Annotated in this window: 24 protein-coding genes and 1 riboswitch; of the genes, 22 read left to right on the top strand and 2 right to left on the bottom strand. The window is 53.8% G+C overall.

Annotation, left to right across the window (positions count from 1 at the left end; genetic code table 11):
• Nucleotides 1–9: 9 nt before the first annotated feature.
• The gene (gene pduB, locus OGX96_RS07500) at nucleotides 10–822 is read right to left on the bottom strand and encodes a propanediol utilization microcompartment protein PduB (protein ID WP_003834129.1); all 813 of its coding nucleotides are present in this window, start codon (nucleotides 820–822) and stop codon (nucleotides 10–12) included.
• On the bottom strand, nucleotides 822–1103 hold the full coding sequence (pduA, locus tag OGX96_RS07495) for a propanediol utilization microcompartment protein PduA (RefSeq protein ID WP_003030255.1): 282 nt from the start codon (nucleotides 1101–1103) through the stop codon (nucleotides 822–824). Before pduA ends, pduB begins: the two co-directional genes overlap by 1 nt.
• Before the next feature lie 525 nt (nucleotides 1104–1628).
• Between pduA and pduF the strand changes: the two genes are divergently transcribed.
• The 22 genes from pduF (at nucleotide 1629) to cobT (ending at nucleotide 20636) form a co-directional block, all read left to right on the top strand.
• Nucleotides 1629–2438: a propanediol diffusion facilitator PduF gene (gene pduF / locus OGX96_RS07490; protein WP_003030258.1), complete on the top strand. Its 810-nt coding sequence runs from the start codon at nucleotides 1629–1631 to the stop codon at nucleotides 2436–2438.
• A gap of 203 nt (nucleotides 2439–2641) precedes the next feature.
• A complete protein-coding gene (pocR, locus tag OGX96_RS07485; RefSeq protein WP_003834122.1) occupies nucleotides 2642–3553 on the top strand; it encodes a transcriptional regulator PocR in 912 nt (303 codons plus the stop codon).
• 332 nt (nucleotides 3554–3885) lie between these two features.
• Nucleotides 3886–4060: riboswitch (cobalamin riboswitch) on the top strand.
• An 88-nt stretch (nucleotides 4061–4148) separates the two neighbouring features.
• Complete coding sequence (locus tag OGX96_RS07480) at nucleotides 4149–5528, top strand: cobyrinic acid a,c-diamide synthase CobB (RefSeq protein ID WP_198801601.1); 1380 nt, start codon at nucleotides 4149–4151, stop codon at nucleotides 5526–5528.
• On the top strand, nucleotides 5525–6484 hold the full coding sequence (gene cbiB, locus OGX96_RS07475; protein ID WP_286582610.1) for an adenosylcobinamide-phosphate synthase CbiB: 960 nt from the start codon (nucleotides 5525–5527) through the stop codon (nucleotides 6482–6484). The genes OGX96_RS07480 and cbiB overlap by 4 nt, the downstream gene beginning before the upstream one ends.
• Before the next feature lie 10 nt (nucleotides 6485–6494).
• Nucleotides 6495–7127: a cobalt-precorrin-8 methylmutase gene (locus OGX96_RS07470; protein ID WP_008785140.1), complete on the top strand. Its 633-nt coding sequence runs from the start codon at nucleotides 6495–6497 to the stop codon at nucleotides 7125–7127.
• The gene (gene cbiD / locus OGX96_RS07465; protein WP_032943892.1) at nucleotides 7124–8260 is read left to right on the top strand and encodes a cobalt-precorrin-5B (C(1))-methyltransferase CbiD; all 1137 of its coding nucleotides are present in this window, start codon (nucleotides 7124–7126) and stop codon (nucleotides 8258–8260) included. Before OGX96_RS07470 ends, cbiD begins: the two co-directional genes overlap by 4 nt.
• Complete coding sequence (locus tag OGX96_RS07460; protein WP_008785139.1) at nucleotides 8254–8859, top strand: cobalt-precorrin-7 (C(5))-methyltransferase; 606 nt, start codon at nucleotides 8254–8256, stop codon at nucleotides 8857–8859. Before cbiD ends, OGX96_RS07460 begins: the two co-directional genes overlap by 7 nt.
• Nucleotides 8849–9418 carry a decarboxylating cobalt-precorrin-6B (C(15))-methyltransferase gene (locus tag OGX96_RS07455; RefSeq protein WP_008785138.1) on the top strand — a complete coding sequence of 190 codons (570 nt, stop codon included), beginning with the start codon at nucleotides 8849–8851 and terminating at the stop codon, nucleotides 9416–9418. Before OGX96_RS07460 ends, OGX96_RS07455 begins: the two co-directional genes overlap by 11 nt.
• Complete coding sequence (locus OGX96_RS07450; protein ID WP_003030275.1) at nucleotides 9411–10184, top strand: cobalt-precorrin-4 methyltransferase; 774 nt, start codon at nucleotides 9411–9413, stop codon at nucleotides 10182–10184. Before OGX96_RS07455 ends, OGX96_RS07450 begins: the two co-directional genes overlap by 8 nt.
• Nucleotides 10165–11220 carry a cobalt-precorrin 5A hydrolase gene (gene cbiG, locus OGX96_RS07445; RefSeq protein ID WP_075145992.1) on the top strand — a complete coding sequence of 352 codons (1056 nt, stop codon included), beginning with the start codon at nucleotides 10165–10167 and terminating at the stop codon, nucleotides 11218–11220. Before OGX96_RS07450 ends, cbiG begins: the two co-directional genes overlap by 20 nt.
• Nucleotides 11220–11945, top strand: a complete 726-nt coding sequence (locus OGX96_RS07440) for a precorrin-3B C(17)-methyltransferase (protein WP_003030278.1) — start codon at nucleotides 11220–11222, stop codon at nucleotides 11943–11945. The genes cbiG and OGX96_RS07440 overlap by 1 nt, the downstream gene beginning before the upstream one ends.
• Nucleotides 11942–12727 (top strand): cobalt-precorrin-6A reductase, encoded by a 786-nt coding sequence (locus tag OGX96_RS07435; RefSeq protein WP_048216008.1) that lies wholly within the window; start codon nucleotides 11942–11944, stop codon nucleotides 12725–12727. Before OGX96_RS07440 ends, OGX96_RS07435 begins: the two co-directional genes overlap by 4 nt.
• A gap of 10 nt (nucleotides 12728–12737) precedes the next feature.
• Nucleotides 12738–13532 carry a sirohydrochlorin cobaltochelatase gene (cbiK, locus tag OGX96_RS07430; RefSeq protein WP_008785135.1) on the top strand — a complete coding sequence of 265 codons (795 nt, stop codon included), beginning with the start codon at nucleotides 12738–12740 and terminating at the stop codon, nucleotides 13530–13532.
• Nucleotides 13529–14242 carry a cobalt-factor II C(20)-methyltransferase gene (locus OGX96_RS07425; RefSeq protein WP_286582606.1) on the top strand — a complete coding sequence of 238 codons (714 nt, stop codon included), beginning with the start codon at nucleotides 13529–13531 and terminating at the stop codon, nucleotides 14240–14242. The genes cbiK and OGX96_RS07425 overlap by 4 nt, the downstream gene beginning before the upstream one ends.
• Nucleotides 14239–14976, top strand: coding sequence for a cobalt ECF transporter S component CbiM (cbiM, locus tag OGX96_RS07420; protein ID WP_003834098.1), 738 nt, complete (start codon nucleotides 14239–14241; stop codon nucleotides 14974–14976). The genes OGX96_RS07425 and cbiM overlap by 4 nt, the downstream gene beginning before the upstream one ends.
• A 2-nt stretch (nucleotides 14977–14978) precedes the next feature.
• A complete protein-coding gene (locus tag OGX96_RS07415; RefSeq protein WP_003030289.1) occupies nucleotides 14979–15260 on the top strand; it encodes an energy-coupling factor ABC transporter substrate-binding protein in 282 nt (93 codons plus the stop codon).
• On the top strand, nucleotides 15247–15924 hold the full coding sequence (locus OGX96_RS07410) for an energy-coupling factor ABC transporter transmembrane protein (RefSeq protein WP_008785133.1): 678 nt from the start codon (nucleotides 15247–15249) through the stop codon (nucleotides 15922–15924). Before OGX96_RS07415 ends, OGX96_RS07410 begins: the two co-directional genes overlap by 14 nt.
• Nucleotides 15925–15932: 8 nt before the next feature.
• Nucleotides 15933–16748 (top strand): energy-coupling factor ABC transporter ATP-binding protein, encoded by an 816-nt coding sequence (locus tag OGX96_RS07405; RefSeq protein WP_267439887.1) that lies wholly within the window; start codon nucleotides 15933–15935, stop codon nucleotides 16746–16748.
• Entirely contained in the window at nucleotides 16745–18265 is a 1521-nt protein-coding gene (locus tag OGX96_RS07400; protein WP_125363422.1) for a cobyric acid synthase, read from the top strand. Before OGX96_RS07405 ends, OGX96_RS07400 begins: the two co-directional genes overlap by 4 nt.
• Nucleotides 18262–18807, top strand: coding sequence for a bifunctional adenosylcobinamide kinase/adenosylcobinamide-phosphate guanylyltransferase (gene cobU, locus OGX96_RS07395; protein WP_286582603.1), 546 nt, complete (start codon nucleotides 18262–18264; stop codon nucleotides 18805–18807). Before OGX96_RS07400 ends, cobU begins: the two co-directional genes overlap by 4 nt.
• Nucleotides 18804–19547 (top strand): adenosylcobinamide-GDP ribazoletransferase, encoded by a 744-nt coding sequence (cobS, locus tag OGX96_RS07390; RefSeq protein ID WP_286582600.1) that lies wholly within the window; start codon nucleotides 18804–18806, stop codon nucleotides 19545–19547. Before cobU ends, cobS begins: the two co-directional genes overlap by 4 nt.
• Before the next feature lie 24 nt (nucleotides 19548–19571).
• Complete coding sequence (cobT, locus tag OGX96_RS07385) at nucleotides 19572–20636, top strand: nicotinate-nucleotide--dimethylbenzimidazole phosphoribosyltransferase (RefSeq protein WP_008785130.1); 1065 nt, start codon at nucleotides 19572–19574, stop codon at nucleotides 20634–20636.
• Nucleotides 20637–20685 lie beyond the last annotated feature (49 nt).

The following is a 20685-nucleotide window of genomic DNA, read 5'->3' as shown; positions in this document are numbered from 1 at the left end:
TCACTGATATCAGATGTAGGACGGACGATCGTTTTTCGGCTCTGAGCCGAGGGTCCCGAGTACGGTTTTACCGATTTCACGGGCGGAGATAACGGCCTGACGAACAGCGCCAGAGTCACCCGAAATAACCAGAATGGCTTCGTTACTGAAGCTGGTGCCATGGGCAGGGGAGCTGTAGGCCACAACTTCCACGTTGGCGGATTTCAGGGCCGTATCGGCCATCAGGACACCAACGGATGCTGGCGCGCCGACGATAACGCCACAGGCACGGCCAATCGGTGCGCCAAAGGCTTTTTCCAGCGCGTAGCTGGCGCGTGCGGTGTACTGCATTTCGATGTGACCGGCTTCGTTGGCATAAACATCGCCAAAGGTGCGATCCAGTTCTTTCAGTGCGACTTCAATGCCGCGTTTCACGTCGGAAACATCGTTGCCGCCAAGAATAATCAGCGAACCATGACCTGCGCCGCCTTTGGTATCACGTGGTAACTCAATACTGACGACTTCAGTATTGGTGGCTTTTACCGCTTCATCGGCGGCCATGATGTGCGGGCCTGCGCCAGTACGGGCGCCAAGGATGCCAATGGAGCGATACCGTTTTTCAAGTTTCATCGCGTCCAGTAGGGCGCTGTCTACGTTGGCGATTACCAGACCGACGGTGTCGCCAATCGCGGTACCGACAAACTCCGTTAAACTGCAGCTTTTCTCTGCCATAGCCGTTTCTCGTGTTGGAGGATTATTTTCAGGGATAGCCTGCTGTTCCGGCGTTGCCACGCGAGCAATCACCTGCGCCATGATCTGTTCAACCAGCTCATTGCTGCTCATTAGCTAATTCCCTTCGGTAAGATTTTTTCTACATCGGTATGCGGGCGTGGGATGACGTGTACGGCTTTCACTTCTCCCACATTACGGGCTGCGGCGGCACCTGCATCTGTTGCTGCTTTGACTGCGCCGACATCGCCACGGACAATGACTGTTACTAGCCCCGAACCAATTTTTTCGTAGCCGACCAGCATTACATTGGCTGACTTCACCATTGCATCTGCGGCCTCTATGGCTGCAGTTAAGCCTTTGGTTTCTACCATTCCTAACGCTTCTTGTTGCATAAAGACCTCGCCTGGGTTGTCCCGATTTTCATGACTATAAAAAGAAGCGAGGAAAAAGAATGGCTGAGTTGAAAGTAAGAGTGAAAAAATAGTGGGGTTATGGTGAGATAAAATTGCTATATGTCATCATAACAATTTGTTTTTGTTGGTTATTTTTAGTTTAAGTAATGTGATTATTTGGTTATGTTAATTCCATATTTACACTTTTCCGAGTGACAGTTTAAATATCATTTGCTATGCGAGAAAAATGAAATTGTGATGATCGTTTGAAAATAGAATTCTGCTTTTCGCAATATTTTATTATTTTGAAAATGTACTTTTAATAGGGTAAATCCTCGTTTTACCGCCTGCTTTAATAAAGGTGATAGCAAGAATTTGCTATCACAACACGATTTTTAAGGGCATGTCGCTTGCAGATTGCCAACAATTTGCCGATACAGATTTTTATAGTAAGCCTTGAAGTAATCTTCCTGCCAGCAAGGAGTCCGCTGGTAAAGACACGAACTCTGCTTAGAAGGTGTCACAATGAACGATTCACTAAGAGCGCAATGTATTGCTGAGTTTTTGGGTACCGGACTATTTTTGTTTTTTGGTATTGGGTGCCTGAGCGCCCTGAAGGTCGCGGGTGCCAGTTTGGGATTGTGGGAGATCTGCATCATATGGGGTTTGGGGATCTCGCTTGCAGTTTACCTGACAGCCGGGATTTCTGGGGCCCATCTCAACCCCGCTATTACCATCGCACTTTGGTTGTTTGCCTGTTTTCCGGGTCGTAAGGTACTACCTTATTCTGTCGCTCAGATAGCGGGGGCCTTTGGTGGCGCTATGCTGGCCTATTTGTTGTACGGCAGCTTATTTATTGAGTATGAATCAGCCCATCAAATGGTACGCGGTAGTCTGGAAAGCCTGCAACTTGCCAGCATTTTTAGTACGTATCCTGCCGCCGCACTGAGTGTCTGGCAGGCCGCACTGGTCGAAGTGGTGATTACCTCCATTCTGATGGGGATGATTATGGCGCTAACGGACGACGGTAACGGTGTTCCCAAAGGCCCGTTAGCACCACTGCTGATTGGTATTCTGGTTGCTGTTATCGGCGCATCAACCGGTCCACTTACCGGCTTTGCGATGAACCCGGCACGTGACTTTGGTCCTAAATTGTTTGCCTGGATGGCCGGGTGGGGTGATGTTGCGATGACCGGGGGGCGCGATATCCCTTATTTCATCGTGCCGATTGTGGCACCCATCATCGGCGCCTGTGCGGGCGCAGCAATTTATCGTTATTTTATTGGCAAAAATTTACCGTGTAATTCGTGTAAGTTGGAGGAAAACGAGAGCTAGCTTCACGAAAGATGTTTATTATTGAAAGGTAAAAACTGTTTTCGTGATCCGGTTTCCTGAACGGCTTAAAAAGTCTCCCAACAATGGGAGACTTTTGTTATGTTCAATGCTGACTTTCATCAGATCGCTGGATCGCGAGATGAAAATGAATGTGTGAATAATATGTTTTATTTATAACAATAAATTAACTGAGAGGTTTTATCATGATTTCTGCGAGTGCCCTGAACTCAGAACTCATTAATAAAATCGCACAGGATTTTGCACAGGCCACCAGTCTGGCTGTTGTGGTTGTCAATATTCACGGTGATGAAATTTCTGAGCTTTTTAATTTCACTCCTTTTTGCCAGTTGATGCGCCAGCATCCTCAGCATAGTACGCGTTGTCGTATGAGCGACCGCTGTGGAGGGTTGGAAGCCTCTAAATCCGATCAACCCTGCATTTATCGCTGCCATGCCGGGCTTACCGATTTCTCAATTCCGCTGGTCATCGCGGGACACCTGGTAGGGTTCGTGCTTTGTGGACAAGTACGCTTAAGTAACGATGTAGGCCTCGTTGATATTCTGAACGTCGATGACCGCTGGCAAGCCGATCCAGAGCTGGTAAACGAGTTCCGTAATGTACCTGAAATGGACTATTCTCGCGTCATTGCTTCAGCGGATTTACTCAAGCTCATCGTCGAAAATTGCCTTAAGAAACAACTTAATTTTGTTGTTATCAAAGATAACCCGCAGCAGTCAGAGCCGGTACGCGCTAACCGTAGTACCAACCCTCATGACAGTAAAATGAAAAAAGCCCTGCGCTATATTGATGCACATTTATCAGACGATCTACGTCTGGAAGATGTTGCCTCTCATGTTTTCCTTAGCCCGTACTATTTCAGCAAATTGTTCAAAAAATATCAGGGTATTGGTTTTAACGCATGGGTAAACCAGCAAAGAATGGCCAGTGCCAAAGAGCTGCTTTGTCACAGTGACTGGAGCATAGCCAGCATTGCGCGTAATTTAGGCTTTTCGCAAACAAGTTATTTTTGCAAAGTTTTCCGCCAGACCTATCAGGTTACGCCGCAGGCATTTCGCCAGCAAATAAATGTCATTTCACGCGGTGAATCCGCTTAAATAGCAATATTTTGCTATTGCCGATTTTTGATATCGGGCGCTATGTTAGTCATTATAAAATGAAATGTGACAACAGCAGTCAATAAATTGTCATAGCGCAACAAAATAATGGTATTAGAGGGATAAACTGCACCAGTTTTTATTTTTGTGATGAGATACAGTGTCTGTGTGAATGACTTTCTTTATTCTTAGCTGATACTTTCATTCAAAAAGTGAACGTATGAATAAGTGGGTTAAGGCCAGAAAATTGGCTGAATGAACTCGGAAAGATATTAAATTGAATTATTGTCATGAGGTCGTGAATTTACCTCATAACAGAGAGCTTAATTAACCAGGCTCTTGAACTGACAGGTTTGCCACATTTGTGGTAGGGAAGGGGGTGAGAATCCCCCGCAGCCCCCGCTGCTGTGATGCTGACGACCCCGTATGGACCACTGATCGCAAGATTGGGAAGGACGGGTGAGGATGACGCTAAGCCAGAAGACCTGCCTGTCAGTGACTACCAACAACTTCGGTGGGAAGTGGGTGGTTCAGATGCATACAGTCGAGAGACTGGGTATCTCTACACCCCTACCACCCTGAACAGGATCAGGGTATGGCGGCCAATTTTCACGCATTTGTTCTTGCAGGTACCGGAAGCGGCTGTGGTAAAACCACGGTGACGCTGGGCTTGTTGAGCTTGTTGAAAAAACGCGGTTTGCGCGTCCAACCTTGCAAAGTGGGTCCTGATTACCTTGATACCGGCTGGCATACAGCGGTATGCGGTACCGCTTCCCGCAATCTTGATAGCTTCATGCTTCCCGTCCCCACGCTGAACGCTCTATTCAACGAGCAGATGCAACATGCGGATATCGCCGTTATTGAAGGTGTGATGGGGCTGTATGACGGCTATGGTACCGATCCAAACTACTGCAGCACCGCCGCGATGGCTAAACAGTTAGGCTGTCCGGTCATCTTACTGGTTGATGGCAAAGCCGTTTCCACTTCAATCGCCGCAACGATAATGGGTTTTCAGCATTTTGATCCCACCCTGAACATCGCCGGCGTTATTGTTAATCGGGTTAACAGCGAAACGCATTACCAGTTACTGAAAGTCGCAATCGAACGTTACTGCGATATACCCGTCTTGGGCTACGTACCCCGTATGGAGGGCGTTGCCCTTCCCGAACGTCATCTGGGTTTAGTAACCGCACGTGAGTCGGTTATCAATCAGCAACCGTGGCAGGCTTTTGCCACGACACTGGAGCAAACCCTTGATATCGACGCGCTTCTGACATTAAGCCAGTCAACCAATCTTCCTGCTGGCGAATGGCCCGCGCTTCCTGCCGCAGACGCCGGAGCAGGGCTAACGGTTGCCATTGCCGATGATGAAGCCTTCAACTTCTACTATCCGGATAACATTACGCTGCTGGAACGTACGGGACTAAATATTGTTCGTTTTAGCCCGTTGCACGACACCTGTTTACCGGACTGTCAGATGATCTGGTTAGGTGGCGGATATCCAGAGCTACACGCTGCGGCGCTGGCTCGCAATGTCTCGATGCTGAATCAACTGCGAGAGGCACATCAACGTGGCGTCGCGATTTATGCAGAGTGCGGGGGGCTGATGTATCTCGGCAGTTCGCTTGAGGACAGCAACGGCGATACCTGGCTGATGGCGGATATCATTCCCGGCCACAGCAAAATGGGGAAACGTCTGACCCGATTTGGCTACTGCGAAGCGCAGGCCGCGCAGCAAACATTGTTAGCTGCAGAAGGCGAAGTGCTGCGAGGACATGAATTCCACTACTCCGATTTTACCCCTGAAACGCCAGCGGTGATGAACTGTCGCAAAGTGCGCGATGGTAAAACGCTGCAAGCCTGGTCCGGCGGCTGGCAGGTAGGAAACACCTTTGCCAGCTATCTACACGTTCATTTTGCTCAACGTCCGCAGATGCTTAACCATTGGCTGGCAGCCGCGAGGAGTGCGCTATGACGATCCTTGCGTGGTGTGTTGCCTGGCTGCTTGATTTTATCATCGGCGATCCGCAGAACTGGCCACATCCGGTGCGCTGGATTGGCAATCTGATTTCTGCCGTGCAGCGAGTTATTCGGCGTTATTGCCATAGCGACCGTGCGCTGCGCATTGGCGGCGCGGTGATGTGGATTGTGGTGGTTGGTCTGACCTGGGCTGTGTCCTGGGGCGTGCAGGCACTGGCAGAATCTATTCATCCCTGGTTGGGTTGGGGGGTAGAGGTATGGATGATCTTTACCGTGCTGGCCGGGCGCTGCCTGGCAAAAGCCGCGCAGGATGTCGAACGTCCTCTACGTGCCGGTGACCTTGCTCAGAGTCGGGAGAAATTGTCATGGATTGTGGGGCGTGATACCTCACAGCTGCAACCGCAGCAGATCAATCGCGCGGTGGTGGAAACCGTGGCTGAAAACACCGTAGACGGCATTATCGCGCCGTTGTTCTTTCTCCTCCTCGGCGGTGCGCCCCTGGCGATGGCCTACAAAGCGGTAAACACCCTTGACTCCATGGTGGGCTACAAACATGAAAAATACCGCGCTATTGGTATGGTCAGCGCGCGTCTGGACGATGTCGCGAACTTTATTCCTGCAAGACTGAGCTGGCTGCTGCTGGGTGTGGCGGCATTTTTATGCCGTAAAGACGGCTCGCGAGCTTTACAGATCGGCTGGCGCGATCGCTACAACCACAGCAGCCCAAACTGTGCGTGGTCAGAGGCATCCGTAGCCGGGGCATTAGGCATTCGGCTGGGTGGTCCTAATGACTACTTTGGCGAGCGCGTTGAGAAACCGTGGATCGGTGATGCTCAACGCGACATTTCGGTAGACGACATTTCCCATACGATTCGACTGATGTGGGTGGCATCGACGCTGGCACTGGCGCTGTTTATTGCGCTGCGGTGGCTGTGGGTCGGTGTAGCCTGAGGACAACATAATGCAATACATCCAGCAACCCCAGGCGATTGAAGCCAAAAGTTTCGACATTATTGGCGAGATCATCCGTGAAACCCGTCCGGACTATCAGTTTGCCAGTCCGTTACATGAAGCCATTATCAAGCGGGTTATTCACACGACGGCAGATTTCGACTGGCTGGACATTCTGTGGTTTTCCAGTGATGTGCTGGAGCAGTTTTGTGCGGCGCTTAGCCGTTCGAGCGTGATTTACACCGACACCACGATGGCGCTTTCCGGGATCAATAAAACGCTGCTGGCAAAATTCGGCGGTGAATGCCGCTGCTACATCAGCGACCCGCGGGTTGTGCGTACGGCAAAAGAGCAGGGTATTACCCGGTCCATGGCGGCAGTCGACATTGCGGTGAAGGAAGAGGGGGAAAAGCTGTTTGTCTTTGGCAACGCGCCGACTGCGCTGTTCCGCCTGCTTGAGCATGATGTTGCCGTCAGCGGTGTGGTGGGTGTACCGGTCGGGTTCGTTGGTGCTGAAGAGTCGAAAGATGCCCTGACCCAAAGCAATTTGCCCGCCATTGCAGCGTTAGGCCGCAAAGGGGGAAGCAATGTCGCCGCCGCTATCGTCAACGCCATGCTTTATCACATGCAGGGGGCGCGATGAGCGAGGCCTTCGATACGCCGGTGTGGCACAACGGTAAAGCGCTGCGTAAAGGATATACCACGGGATCGTGCGCCACGGCGGCAGCAAAAGTTGCCGCGTTGATGGTATTGCGCCAACACCTCATCCATCAGGTTTCCATCGTGACGCCTTCCGGGGTGACGCTGTGCCTGAACGTGGAGTCACCGCATATCGAAGGGCAGCAGGCAATAGCGGCCATCCGCAAAGACGGTGGAGATGATGTGGACGCCACCCACGGCATGCTGATTTTTGCCCGCGTGACGTTAGACGATAGTGGCGTGATTGCCTTACAGGGCGGTGAAGGGGTCGGTACGGTAACCCGCAAGGGGATTGGCCTGCCGGTGGGCAGTTCGGCGATTAACCGTACACCTCGCCAGACCATTGAATCAGCTGTCCGCGAAGCGATTGGCCCAAATCGTGGGGCGCAGATTGAAATCTTCGCGCCAGAAGGCGAAGAACGGGCACAAAAAACCTACAACTCTCGCCTTGGCATTCTTGGCGGCATTTCGATTATCGGCACCACGGGTATTGTCACGCCGATGTCGGAAGAGAGCTGGAAGCGTTCACTGTCGCTTGAGCTGGAAATTAAGCGGGCGGCAGGGCTGGAGCGTGTTGTACTGGTGCCGGGAAACCACGGCGAGCGTTTTGTGCGCGAGCAGATGGGTATCGATACCCAGGTTGTGGTCACCATGAGCAACTTTGTCGGCTACATGATTGAAGAAGCCGTACGTCTGGGGTTCCGGCAAATAGTACTGGTGGGGCATCCAGGCAAGCTCGTCAAAATCGCGGCGGGGATCTTCCATACCCATAGCCATATTGCCGATGCCCGCATGGAAACGCTGGTGGCTCACCTCGCGCTACTTGGCGCACCGCTGGAACTGCTGACGTTGGTCAGCGAGTGCGATACCACCGAAGCGGCGATGGAACATATCGAGGCGTACGGTTTCCAGCACATTTATGACCATCTGGCTCAGCGCATTTGTATGCGTGTCCTGCAAACATTGCGCTTTACCAAAAATCCCCCGACCTGCGATGCCATTATGTTTTCTTTTGATAATCAGGTTCTTGGAAGTAATCGGCCGGTCGCAGAGATTGCTGAGGAGATGCAATGTTAACCGTTGTAGGGATGGGCCCCGCCGGTTTGCATTTGATGACGCCTGCGGCACGAGAAGCGGTCGCGACGGCGGATGTTCTGGTCGGTGGAAAGCGGCATTTGCAGCAATTCCCGGATTTTACCGGTGAACAGTTTGCTCTTGGCGCCAATATCCCGGAACTCCTGAGCTGGATTAGCGCGCACCAGGAGAAGCACGTTGTGGTACTGGCGTCTGGCGATCCCCTGTTTTACGGCATCGGGACGCGCATGGTGGCGCATTTTGGTATTGAGAATGTGCGGATTATTCCCGGCATTAGTGCGGTGCAGTACCTGTGCGCGCAGTCCGGTATTGATATGAACGATATGTGGCTGACCAGTAGCCATGGCCGCAGCGTCTGTTTTGATGAGCTGGCGCGACATAACAAGGTGGCGATGGTGACTGATGCGCTGTGTGGCCCGCGTGAAATCGCGCAGCAGCTCATTGCCCGAGGCAAGGGGCATCGCTGGATGGTGATTGGCGAAAACCTGGCGATGGAAAACGAACAGATCCATTTCCTGCCTGTGCGTGAAGTTAACGCTGACTATGACATGAATGCAGTGGTGATCCTTGATGAAAGATGAGCTGTTTCTGCGTGGAGAGAAAGTGCCGATGACCAAAGAAGCGGTACGCGCACTTGCCCTCTCAAAACTTGAATTACACCGCGCCAGTCACCTGATTGATATTGGTGCCGGAACCGGCAGCGTGTCGATAGAAGCCGCGTTGCAATATCCCGGATTACGTGTAACGGCCATCGAACGTAACCCGGCGGCACTCAGGTTGCTGGATGAAAACCGCCAGCATTTTGCCTGCGCAAATATCGATATTTTTCCCGGCGTTGCTCCCATGACCATCGCTGAAAAAGCCGATGCCATTTTTATGGGCGGCAGCGGCGGCCATCTGACCGAGCTGATTGACTGGTCGATGCGCCAATTGCATCCCGCAGGGCGTTTGGTGATGACGTTTATCCTCCAGGAAAACCTCAACACCGCGCTGGCACATCTGGATCATCTTGGCGTACAGGGAGTGGATTGCCTGCAGCTACAGGTTTCCTCGCTTACCACGCTTGGCAATGGTCACTATTTTAAACCGAATAACCCCGTATTTGTTATCGCCTGTCAGAAGGAAGGAAACCATGTCTGAGATTTTTGATCCCCGTAGCGTGTGGTTTGTTGGCGCAGGTCCTGGCGATCGCGAGCTGATTACCCTCAAAGGTTACCGGTTGCTGCAGCAGGCGCAGGTTGTTATCTACGCCGGATCGCTGATTAACACTGAATTGCTGGAGTATTGCCCTGCCGGTGCTGAATGTCACGACAGTGCTGAACTGCATCTGGAGCAGATCCTTGATCTGATGGAAGCCGGAGTGAAAGCGGGCAAGACCGTTGTGCGCCTGCAAACCGGCGATGTCTCGTTGTACGGTTCCGTACGCGAGCAGGGTGAGGAGCTGACCAAACGCGGGATTGACTGGCAGGTGGTGCCCGGCGTCAGCGCGTTCCTCGGCGCGGCGGCGGAGCTGGGCGTTGAGTATACCGTGCCCGAAGTTTCACAGAGCCTGATCATTACGCGCCTGGAAGGCCGCACCCCGGTACCAGAGCGTGAACAGCTGGAGTCTTTTGCCAGCCACCAGACATCAATGGCGATTTATCTTTCCGTCCAGCGTATTCATCGGGTGGCTGAGCGTCTGATTGAAGGCGGCTATCCGGCGACCACGCCCGTGGCGGTGATCTATAAAGCGACCTGGCCGGAAAGTCAGACCGTGCGCGGGACCCTGGCGGATATTGGCGACAAGGTTCGCGATGCGGGGATCCGTAAAACGGCCCTTATTCTGGTCGGTAATTTCCTGGGCTCGGAGTATCACTACTCCAAACTCTATGCGGCGGACTTTAGCCATGAATACCGTAAAGCCTGAGTCAATTGCGCTTTTTTGCCTGACTCCTGGCGGCGTTGTGCTGGCGAAACGTCTGGCAGCCATGCTGCCGGTTACCTGTTTTACCAGTGAAAAGCTGCTGGAGGAGGGGTTTATTCCCTTTGAAAACGGCTTTGCGAATACCGCCCGCGAAGCGTTTGCGAATTACTCGGCGCTGATTTTTATCGGTGCGACCGGTATTGCGGTGCGCGTACTGGCCCCGCTGGTCAACGACAAGTTTTGCGATCCGGCGGTGGTGGTCATTGATGAACGTGCCCAGCATGTCATCAGCCTGCTCTCCGGTCACGCGGGCGGTGCCAATGCGTTGGCGCGTTATCTGGCGGGCATGTTGGGCGCTGACCCGGTTATCACTACCGCGACGGATGTGAACGATATGGCGGCACTGGATACGCTGGCATTTCAACTGAATGCCCGGATGAGTGATTTCCGTTCGGCGGTGAAGATCGTGAACCAGATGCTGGTCAGCAATAAGCGGGTTGGTTTGTGGTGGGATGACGAACTGACGCAGGATGTCAGCCATTGCGACCGGCGCGGGTTTATCACGGTTACCGATCTCAACCAGCTCCCTGAACTGGATGCGTTGGTGTGCATCACCTTACGCACCAATTTACCTGACCTGCCTGTTCCGCACTGGAAGTTGGTGCCACAGCGGGTTGTGGCCGGAATTGGCTGTCGCCGTGATACGCCGTTCCCTCTGCTGGCTGCGCTGCTTGCCCGGCAACTTGAAGCTCAACAGCTCGATCCGTTGGCGCTAAAAGCGATTGGCAGCATCACGCTGAAAAAAGATGAACAGGGACTTATCCAACTGGCTTCGTGCTGCCGCGTTCCTTTCGAAACCTTTACTGCTGACGCGCTGCGTGAGCATGAGCACCGTTTTCCAGCCTCATCGTTTGTTCGCAAAACGGTGGGTACAGGAAGCGTTTCCGGTCCTGCAGCCTGGCTGTTGAGCCACGGAAAACTGTTAGGCGAGACCCTGCGAGAACAGGGCGTCACTATCACTTTGGGAGTTTCACACTGATGTTAAGCGTAATTGGAATTGGCCCTGGCTCGCAGGCAATGATGACCATGGAAGCCGTTGAAGCACTGCAGGCAGCGGAAATCATCGTTGGCTATAAAACCTACACCCATCTGGTAAAAGCGTTCACGGGTGACAAGCAGGTGATCAAAACCGGAATGTGCAAAGAGATTGAACGCTGCCAGGCGGCGATCGAACTGGCACAGGCGGGTCACAACGTGGCGCTGATCAGTAGCGGTGACGCGGGGATTTACGGTATGGCCGGGCTGGTGCTTGAACTGGTCAGCAAGCAAAAGCTGGATGTTGAGGTCAGGCTAATACCTGGCATGACCGCTAGTATTGCCGCGGCCTCTTTGCTGGGCGCGCCGCTGATGCACGACTTCTGCCACATCAGCTTAAGCGATCTGTTAACGCCATGGCCGGTTATCGAAAAACGCATCGTTGCCGCCGGTGAGGCAGACTTTGTTATCTGTTTCTACAACCCGCGCAGTCGGGGTCGCGAAGGTCATCTGGCGCGCGCATTTGAGCTGCTTTCCGCCAGCAAAAGCGCACAAACGCCGGTTGGTATTGTGAAGTCTGCCGGACGTAAAAAGCAGGAAAAATGGTTAACCACGCTCGGTGAAATGGATTTCGAACCGGTTGATATGACCAGCCTTGTGATCGTGGGTAACAAAACAACCTATGTTCAGGACGGCCTGATGATCACGCCACGAGGTTATGTGCTGTGAATTACGGTGATGTGCTGGTCATGGGCGGTACGAGCGATGCGCGCATGCTGTGCCAGCAACTGGATGCGGCAAACGTGGCCTACACCCTGTCAGTTGCAACCCCAACAGGGAAACAACTGGCGGGAGACATCAAAGGCCAGGTGCGCTGCGGGCGTCTGGAGCGCGAACAAATGATTGCCTGGCTACAGGAAAATCGGACGCGCTGGGTGATCGATGCCTCGCATCCGTACGCCGAGGTGGTGAGCCGCAACATCATGAGCGCCTGCGAAGCGGCGGGCGTACTGCTGAGCCGCTACCAGCGCCCTGAGCAGTTGAGTGGTTTAACTCACCCGCACCTGTATACCGTACAAAGCATTCCGCAAGCCTGTGAGGTGGCGCGACGCTTCGGCGATCGTGTGCTGCTGACGACCGGCAGTAAAGATCTGGCTATCTGGCGCGAAGGGTTGCCTGAAAAAACGCTGCTGGCGCGCGTTCTGCCTGTTCCTGAGGTCATTCAGCAATGCGCGGATCTGGGATTTGGCGTCGGTGAAATCTTCGCACTGTGCGGACCGTTTAGCGCCGAGTTCAACGCTGCGTTTTATCGCCAGTGCCAGGCTGATGTGGTGATCACCAAAGCATCTGGCGCTGAAGGTGGCTATCAGGAAAAGGTTCAACCCTGTCTGGATGCCGGAATCCCCTGCATCGTGATTACACGTCCGGCACCGTTGGTGACGGGAGAAGAGTTACTGGAAAGTCAGGCCGCCTTTGGGGCGCGTTTAACGCGCTGGCTGGCCACTGCTTAAGGAGTTTGAGATGAAAAAGGCGCTTCTGGTGGTCAGCTTTGGCACCAGCTATCACGACACCTGCGAGAAAAATATTGTGGCCTGTGAGCGCGATCTCGCAGCTAGCTGCCCTGACCGCGACCTGTTCCGGGCGTTTACCTCCGGGATGATAATCCGCAAGCTCAAGCAGCGAGACGGTATTGAAATCGACACGCCGCTGCAGGCGCTGCAAAAACTGGCGGAGCAGGGGTATCAGGATGTGGCTATTCAGTCGCTGCACATTATTAATGGTGACGAATACGAAAAAATTGTCCGCGAAGTGCAAAGTATGCGTCCGCTGTTTTCACGCCTGACGCTCGGCGTACCGCTGCTGAGCAGCCATGAAGATTACGCACAGTTGATGCTGGCGCTGCAACAGCAGATGCCGGCGCTTGGCGAAAGTGAAAAAGTGGTCTTTATGGGACACGGCGCCAGCCACCATGCTTTTGCCGCCTATGCCTGTCTCGACCACATGATGACGGCGCAGCGCTTTCCCGCGCGGGTTGGGGCGGTGGAAAGCTATCCGGAAGTGGATGTGCTGATTGAAAGTTTATCTCAGGAAGGGGTGACGGCGGTGCATCTGATGCCGCTGATGTTAGTCGCTGGCGACCATGCCATCAACGATATGGCCTCCGACGAAGATGATTCCTGGAAAACGTTGTTCAATGCAGCAGGGATACCGGCTACGCCGTGGCTTAGTGGTCTGGGTGAGAACCCAGCGGTTCGCGCCATGTTCGTGGCACATTTACAGCAGGCGCTTAATGTGGCGCTGGAGGAAGCAGCATGAGCGGAAAACTGTATGCACTGAGCACCGGGCCAGGTGCTTCCGACTTGATTACCGTGCGTGCCGCACGTACGCTGGGCGCGCTGGATATTCTCTATGCGCCTGCCGGGCGTAAAGGCGGCGACAGTCTGGCATTGTCGATTGTACGTGAGTATATCGGTGAACAGACCGAAGTCCGCTGCTGCCATTTTCCTATGAGTGCTGATAGCGCTGAAAAAGAGGCCGTCTGGGATGAAGTTGCTGCCGCGATGGTTCAGGAAGTCGAGGCCGGTAAGCAGGTGGGGTTTATCACTCTCGGCGATGCGATGCTGTTCAGCACCTGGGTCTTTTTACTTCAGCGTATTGGTTGTCCTGACTGGCTGGAAATCGTTCCTGGCGTCACGTCTTTCGCCGCGATTGCCGCGCGTTCCAAAACGCCGCTCGCTATGGAGCAGCAGTCACTGGCGGTGGTCTCCTGTACCGCGCCGGAAGTGGAAATCCAGCAAGCGTTAAAACAGCATGACAGTCTGGTGTTGATGAAAGTGTACGGTCGTTTTGCACGTATCAAAGCGCTGCTACAACAAGAGGGTTTGTTGGACTGTGCATTAATGATGTCTGAAGCCACGCTGCCAGGTGAACAGTGCTGGCGTCATCTCGATGAGGTGAGCGACGATCAGCCGCTGCCTTATTTCTCGACCATTCTGGTCAATAAACAGTGGGAGTATGCACAATGAAGCTTGAACAACAGCTAAAACAGCTGTCTTTCAGCGGGTTGGCTGCGGCGCTATTACTGATGATTGTTCCTGAACAAGCGTTCGCCATGCACATTATGGAAGGTTTCTTGCCGCCGATGTGGGCGCTGGCCTGGTGGCTGCTGTTTTTACCCTGCCTGTGGTACGGACTGGTACGTCTGCGCCAAATCGTGCAGGAGGATAACCACCAGAAGGTTTTGCTGGCCCTGTGTGGCGCTTTTATTTTTGTGCTGTCGGCGCTGAAAATTCCTTCCGTTACTGGAAGCTGCTCACATCCTACCGGTGTAGGCCTGGCGGTTATCCTGTTTGGACCGGGCGTGGTAGCCATCCTTGGTGCGATTGTCCTGCTGTTCCAGGCTCTGCTGCTGGCACACGGTGGTTTGACAACGCTCGGCGCGAACGGCATGTCGATGGCGGTAATTGGCCCGGTAGTGGGTTACATGGTGTGGAAAATGGCCTGCCGTGCAGGGCTGCGTCGTGATGTCTGCGTCTTCCTGTGTGCGATGCTGGCGGATCTCGTCACCTATTTTGTGACTTCTGTACAGCTGGGCGTTGCGTTCCCGGATCCCTCTGCTGGCGCTACCGGCTCAATCATTAAGTTCATGGGGATTTTCTGCCTGACGCAGATCCCAATTGCGATTGCGGAAGGGTTACTTACCGTGCTGATTTACGATCAGCTAACCAAACGCCAGTTGATAACCGCACAAGGGCATTAACGATGAAAAAGACGCTGATTATATTGGGCATGGTAGTGGCGCTGGTGATCCTGCCGTTCTTTATCAACCACGGTGGGGAGTACGGCGGTTCAGATGGTGAGGCAGAAAGCCAGATTCAGGCTATTGCCCCGCATTATGAGCCCTGGTTCCAACCGTTGTATGAACCCGCAAGCGGTGAAATTGAAAGTCTGCTGTTTACACTCCAGGGATCGCTGGGCGCAGCTGTGATTTTCTATATCCTGGGTTACACCAAGGGCAGGCAACGCCGTGATGACCGGGCTTGACAGGCTTAGCTATCAAAGCCGTTGGGTTCATGTCTCGCCGGTGCGGAAATTTCTGCTCTGGCTGGTGATGATGATTCTGGCGTTTACTCTGCCCCCATTGGGGCAGGGTATTGAGCTTTTACTTATTGCCGCGCTGAGCTGCTGGCTGCTGCGTATTTCCTTCTGGCGCTGGTGCCGTTGGATGGCATTACCGTTTGGTTTTCTCACGGTTGGCGTGGTGACCATTTTGTTTAGCATCAGCCGCGATCCACAGACGCTGTTGGCCAGCATACCTGTGGGAAGTTACTGGTTGGGGATCAGTGCACCAGGTGTGGTAACCGCCAATGAAACCTTCTGGCGCAGCCTTGCCGCGTTGGCGGCAACTTTCTGGCTGGTGCTGAATCTGCCGTTTCCGCAATTAATTATCTTACTCAAACGCGCGCATGTTCCTCGCCTGCTAACTGAGCAGATCCTGCTGACCTGGCGGTTTATTTTTATCCTGTTAGACGAGGCGCTGGCTATTCATCGCGCACAAACGCTGCGTTTTGGTTATCGTAGCTTGCCGTTGGGCTACCGCTCTCTGGCAATGCTGGTGGGATTGCTGTTCACCCGCGTGTTGATCCGCTACCAGCAAATGACCACCACACTGGATATCAAACTGTATCAGGGTGATTTTCACCTGTAAGGAAAAGTATGCTTGCCACCTCAGCGCTTTGGTTTCGCTATCAGGATGACCCGATCCTCAAAGGGCTAACGCTGGATTTTTCGACGCATGCCGTCACCGGACTGGTAGGCGCTAATGGCTGCGGGAAATCCACGCTGTTCATGAACCTGAGCGGTTTACTGCGCCCACAGCAAGGCGCGGTGATGTGGCAGGGCAAACCGCTGGATTACAGCAAGCGCGGCCTGCTGGCGCTGCGTCAACAGGTGGCAACGGTATTTCAGGACCCCGATCAGCAAATCTTTTATACCGATATTGACAGCGATATCGCCTTTAGCCTGCGCAATCTTGGGGTGGATGAAGCTGAAATCGCTCGGCGCGTGGAAGATGCGCTTACGCTGGTCGACGCCCAGCATTTTCGCCATCAGCCCATTCAGTGTTTAAGCCATGGGCAAAAAAAACGCGTAGCGATTGCCGGGGCGTTGGTGTTGCAGGCGCAGTATCTGCTGCTGGATGAACCTACTGCGGGCCTCGACCCGTCAGGCCGCACGCAGATGATTGAGATAATCAAACGCATCGTTGCGCAAGGAAACCACGTCGTAATTTCCAGCCATGATATCGATCTTATCTATGAAGTCAGCGATGCGGTGTACGTTTTACGCCGGGGCGAAGTGCTCACGCACGGTACGCCAGGCGAGGTTTTCGCCCGTACGGATCTTATTGAACAAGCGGGATTAACTCAGCCCTGGCTGGTGAAGCTGCATACAGAGTTGGGCTTCCCGCTGTGTAAAACAGAGGCTGAATTTTTTAGCTGTATGCGAGAGAACGCACTGAAGGAGGCGTCATGACGCAGGCAATAATGTTGCAGGGAACGGCATCTGATGTGGGTAAAAGCGTATTGGTCGCCGGGCTGTGTCGTATTTTTTATCAGGATGGACTGCATACCGCGCCGTTCAAATCGCAGAACATGGCGCTGAACTCTGGCATTACGCCAGAGGGAAAAGAAATGGGCCGCGCGCAAATTTTTCAGGCCGAAGCCGCAGGCATTACGCCAGATGTGCGTATGAACCCGGTGTTGCTTAAACCGACCAGCGATCGAAAAGCGCAGGTAGTGCTGATGGGTAAAGTGGCAACCGATATGGACGCGGTGAGTTACCACGAGTACAAGCCACGTCTGCGGGAACAGATCCTGTCAGTTTATAACAGCCTGGCGCAGGAGTTCGATGTGCTGGTGCTGGAAGGAGCGGGGAGCCCGGCAGAGATTAACCTGCGCGATCGCGATATCGTCAATATGGGTATGGCCGAGATGGCGCAGTGCCCTGTCGTTTTGGTGGCGGATATCGATCGTGGCGGGGTGTTCGCCTCCATTTACGGCACGCTGGCGCTGCTGCACGATCACGAACGCGCACGGGTAAAAGGGGTGATCATCAACAAGTTTCGCGGTGATGTGACGCTGCTGCACTCCGGTATCGAGCAAATTGAAGCGCTGACCGGCGTTCCGGTACTGGGCGTGATGCCATGGCTGGATGTTGATCTGGAAGATGAAGACGGCGTTGCGCTGCAAAAGGGTAAGTATTTGCGCACTGACAAACGCGACATTGATATCGCCGTTGTTCAAATACCGCACATTTCTAACTTTACTGATTTCAATGCGCTTGCTGCGCAGCCGGATGTGCGCGTGCGCTATGTTCGCCAGCCTGAAGAGCTGGCGGGGGCCGATCTGGTGATTTTGCCGGGCAGCAAAAATACCCTTGGCGATCTGGTATGGCTGCGTGAAAGCGGGATGGCGCATGGCGTCGTGCAATTACATCGTAATAACGTACCGGTGGTTGGGATTTGTGGCGGCTATCAAATGCTCGGCGACACCATCATTGATGAAGTAGAGTCGGGCCTCGGTACGCTGCCGGGTCTGGGCTTACTCAATACAGTCACCCATTTTGCCCAGCACAAAACCACGACCCTGGTTGAGGGACAAATGTCTTCATCGCTGCCTGACTGGCTGGCGGGCACAGCGGGGTTATCCGTTCGCGGTTATGAAATTCATATGGGCGAAACAGCATTAACTGATGAATGCCGGTCGGTGATGACGCTGCACAAAGACGGCGGCAGCGTTGTTGACGGCGCGGTTACTCCGGATGGTCTGGCGTTCGGCACTTATCTTCACGGTCTTTTCGACAGCGATGATTTCACCCGTGCGTTGGTCAATGGCCTGCGAGAACGTAAAGGGTTAGCTCCGCTGGATTCCACCTTCCATTACGCGCAATATAAATCGCAGCAGTTTGATCTGCTGGCGGATGCGATGCGGCAACACATCGATATTGAAAAAATTTATACCATCATGCAGCAACACCGGGAGCCAGTATGATGATTCTGGTTACTGGTGGCGCGCGAAGCGGTAAGAGTCGGCATGCGGAAGCGCTGATCGCTGATTCCCCAAACGTTTTGTATATTGCGACTTCGCAGATTTTTGATGAGGAGATGGCTGCGCGAATTCAGCATCATCGCGATGGACGTCCTGCGCACTGGCGGACAGCCGAACGTTGGCAACATCTTGATGAACTGATCACGGCCGCGAACGATCCTCATGAAGCCATTCTGCTGGAATGCATCACCACGATGGTGACCAACTTGCTGTTTGAGCTGGGCGGTGAAAGCGATCCGGACAGCTGGGATTACGCGGCGATGGAGCAGTCTATCGAAGGTGAAATCCGTTCGCTGATCGCAGCCTGTCAGCGCTGCCCGGCAAAGATCGTGTTGGTCACTAACGAAGTGGGAATGGGGATTGTGCCGGAGAACCGTCTGGCGCGGCATTTTCGTGATATTGCAGGACGCGTGAACCAGCGACTGGCGGCGGCAGCGGATGAGGTCTGGCTGGTGGTATCAGGAATTGGAGTCAAAATTAAATGAGTAAGTTGTTCTGGGCAATGCTCTCTTTTATCAGTCGCTTGCCCGTTCCTGCTCGCTGGTCGCAAGGACTGGATTTCGAGCACTATTCCCGCGGTATTGTAATGTTTCCCCTGATTGGCGTCGTGTTGGGAGGGCTGACGGGGCTGGTCTTTATGGCGCTCCAGCCCTGGTGCGGTATTCCGTTGGCGGCCCTTTTTGCGGTGTTGACACTGGCATTGCTGACCGGGGGATTTCATCTGGATGGTCTGGCGGATACCTGTGACGGCATTTTTTCGGCGCGCCGACGCGAGCGGATGCTGGAAATCATGCGCGACAGTCGTCTGGGCACCCACGGTGGACTGGCGTTAATTTTCGTTTTACTGGCGAAGGTGCTGGTGGTGAGTGAACTGGCTTTGCGTGGCACGCCAATGCTGGCCGCGCTGGCAACTGCATGTGTCGCCGGGCGAGGAACGGCGGTGTTGCTGATGTATCGGCATCGCTATGCCCGCGAAGAAGGGCTGGGCAACGTTTTTATTGGCAAAGTCACCGGGCGTCAAACCTGCGTTACGTTGGGATTAGCGGCGATCCTTGCCGCCGTGCTACTTCCCGGCATGCGCGGCGTGGCAGCGCTGGTTGTCACAATAGTGGCGATTTTTATTCTTGGGCAGTTATTAAAACGCACGTTGGGTGGGCAAACCGGCGATACGCTGGGCGCTGCCATTGAACTTGGCGAGTTGATTTTCTTGCTGGCTCTGCTCTGAGTCAGCCCACATACTGGAACCCTTATGCAGACTTTAACCTCTTTACTCCGCACGATCCCATCACCCGACAGTGCCGCGATGCTACGTGCACAGCAGCATATCGACGGCTTGCTTAAGCCGCCGGGAAGTTTAGGGCGACTCGAATCTCTCGCCGTACAATTGGCCGGGATGCCTGGCCTGAAGGGTGTGCCGCATGTGAACGGCAAAGCGATGCTGGTGATGTGCGCCGATCACGGCGTGTGGGATGAAGGGGTTGCCGTTTCGCCTAAAGTTGTTACGGCTATACAGGCTGCCAATATGACGCGTGGAACGACCGGCGTCTGCGTTCTGGCCGCTCAGGCGGGGGCGAAGGTTCATGTGATAGATGTTGGGATTGATGCTGAACCTATTCCCGGTGTGGTAAATATGCGTGTGGCACGCGGCTGCGGCAATATAGCCGAAGGCCCGGCAATGAGCCGTTCGCAGGCCGAGGAGCTGTTGCTGGAAGTCATCCGCTATACCCATGAACTGGCAAAAGACGGCGTAACGCTGTTTGGCGTCGGGGAGCTTGGTATGGCAAATACCACACCTGCGGCGGCCATTGTCAGCGTGCTGACCGGCAGTGATGCTGAGGAAGTCGTGGGTATTGGCGCTAACCTTCCTCTTTCTCGGGTGGGGAATAAGGTAGACGTTGTGCGCCGGGCAATTGCCGTCAATCAACCGGATCGCCATGACGGTGTCGATGTGCTGGCTAAGGTTGGCGGGTTTGATCTTGTCGGTATGGCGGGGGTGATGCTGGGGGCGGCCTCCTGTGGTCTGCCTGTGGTGCTGGACGGTTTTCTTTCGTATTCTGCTGCGTTGGCGGCCAGCCAGATTGCACCGCAGATTAAACCTTACTTGATCCCGTCACACTTCTCCGCTGAGAAGGGCGCCCGCACCGCGCTGGCGCATCTTGAATTGGATCCTTATCTGAATATGGGGATGCGTTTAGGTGAAGGCAGTGGGGCCGCGTTGGCGATGCCGATTATTGAAGCTGCTTGTGCGATGTACAAAAATATGGGGCAGTTAGCCGCCAGTAACATCGTGCTTCCGGATGGTAAGGAAGCGTAGTTACCGCTCAACCTGAACCTCGCCTGATGGCGAGGTTTTTTTATGCGCA

It is taken from the genome of Citrobacter sp. Cpo100 (assembly GCF_030332595.1).
In the GTDB taxonomy this organism is placed as follows: Bacteria; Pseudomonadota; Gammaproteobacteria; order Enterobacterales; family Enterobacteriaceae; genus Citrobacter; species Citrobacter portucalensis.
The sequence above is the reverse complement of the archived record's forward strand: the minus strand, read 5'-3'. Positions and strand labels throughout refer to the sequence as shown.

Excerpts from the sequence above, each read along its gene's own strand:
- pduB (WP_003834129.1), bottom strand. The coding sequence starts at position 822 with ATGAGCAGCAATGAGCTGGTTGAACAGATCATGGCGCAGGTGATTGCT.
- pduA (WP_003030255.1), bottom strand. The coding sequence starts at position 1,103 with ATGCAACAAGAAGCGTTAGGAATGGTAGAAACCAAAGGCTTAACTGCA.
- pduF (WP_003030258.1), top strand. The coding sequence starts at position 1,629 with ATGAACGATTCACTAAGAGCGCAATGTATTGCTGAGTTTTTGGGTACC.
- pocR (WP_003834122.1), top strand. The coding sequence starts at position 2,642 with ATGATTTCTGCGAGTGCCCTGAACTCAGAACTCATTAATAAAATCGCA.
- OGX96_RS07480 (WP_198801601.1), top strand. The coding sequence starts at position 4,149 with ATGGCGGCCAATTTTCACGCATTTGTTCTTGCAGGTACCGGAAGCGGC.
- cbiB (WP_286582610.1), top strand. The coding sequence starts at position 5,525 with ATGACGATCCTTGCGTGGTGTGTTGCCTGGCTGCTTGATTTTATCATC.
- OGX96_RS07470 (WP_008785140.1), top strand. The coding sequence starts at position 6,495 with ATGCAATACATCCAGCAACCCCAGGCGATTGAAGCCAAAAGTTTCGAC.
- cbiD (WP_032943892.1), top strand. The coding sequence starts at position 7,124 with ATGAGCGAGGCCTTCGATACGCCGGTGTGGCACAACGGTAAAGCGCTG.
- OGX96_RS07460 (WP_008785139.1), top strand. The coding sequence starts at position 8,254 with ATGTTAACCGTTGTAGGGATGGGCCCCGCCGGTTTGCATTTGATGACG.
- OGX96_RS07455 (WP_008785138.1), top strand. The coding sequence starts at position 8,849 with ATGAAAGATGAGCTGTTTCTGCGTGGAGAGAAAGTGCCGATGACCAAA.
- OGX96_RS07450 (WP_003030275.1), top strand. The coding sequence starts at position 9,411 with ATGTCTGAGATTTTTGATCCCCGTAGCGTGTGGTTTGTTGGCGCAGGT.
- cbiG (WP_075145992.1), top strand. The coding sequence starts at position 10,165 with ATGAATACCGTAAAGCCTGAGTCAATTGCGCTTTTTTGCCTGACTCCT.
- OGX96_RS07440 (WP_003030278.1), top strand. The coding sequence starts at position 11,220 with ATGTTAAGCGTAATTGGAATTGGCCCTGGCTCGCAGGCAATGATGACC.
- cbiK (WP_008785135.1), top strand. The coding sequence starts at position 12,738 with ATGAAAAAGGCGCTTCTGGTGGTCAGCTTTGGCACCAGCTATCACGAC.
- OGX96_RS07425 (WP_286582606.1), top strand. The coding sequence starts at position 13,529 with ATGAGCGGAAAACTGTATGCACTGAGCACCGGGCCAGGTGCTTCCGAC.
- cbiM (WP_003834098.1), top strand. The coding sequence starts at position 14,239 with ATGAAGCTTGAACAACAGCTAAAACAGCTGTCTTTCAGCGGGTTGGCT.
- OGX96_RS07415 (WP_003030289.1), top strand. The coding sequence starts at position 14,979 with ATGAAAAAGACGCTGATTATATTGGGCATGGTAGTGGCGCTGGTGATC.
- OGX96_RS07410 (WP_008785133.1), top strand. The coding sequence starts at position 15,247 with ATGACCGGGCTTGACAGGCTTAGCTATCAAAGCCGTTGGGTTCATGTC.
- OGX96_RS07405 (WP_267439887.1), top strand. The coding sequence starts at position 15,933 with ATGCTTGCCACCTCAGCGCTTTGGTTTCGCTATCAGGATGACCCGATC.
- OGX96_RS07400 (WP_125363422.1), top strand. The coding sequence starts at position 16,745 with ATGACGCAGGCAATAATGTTGCAGGGAACGGCATCTGATGTGGGTAAA.
- cobU (WP_286582603.1), top strand. The coding sequence starts at position 18,262 with ATGATGATTCTGGTTACTGGTGGCGCGCGAAGCGGTAAGAGTCGGCAT.
- cobS (WP_286582600.1), top strand. The coding sequence starts at position 18,804 with ATGAGTAAGTTGTTCTGGGCAATGCTCTCTTTTATCAGTCGCTTGCCC.
- cobT (WP_008785130.1), top strand. The coding sequence starts at position 19,572 with ATGCAGACTTTAACCTCTTTACTCCGCACGATCCCATCACCCGACAGT.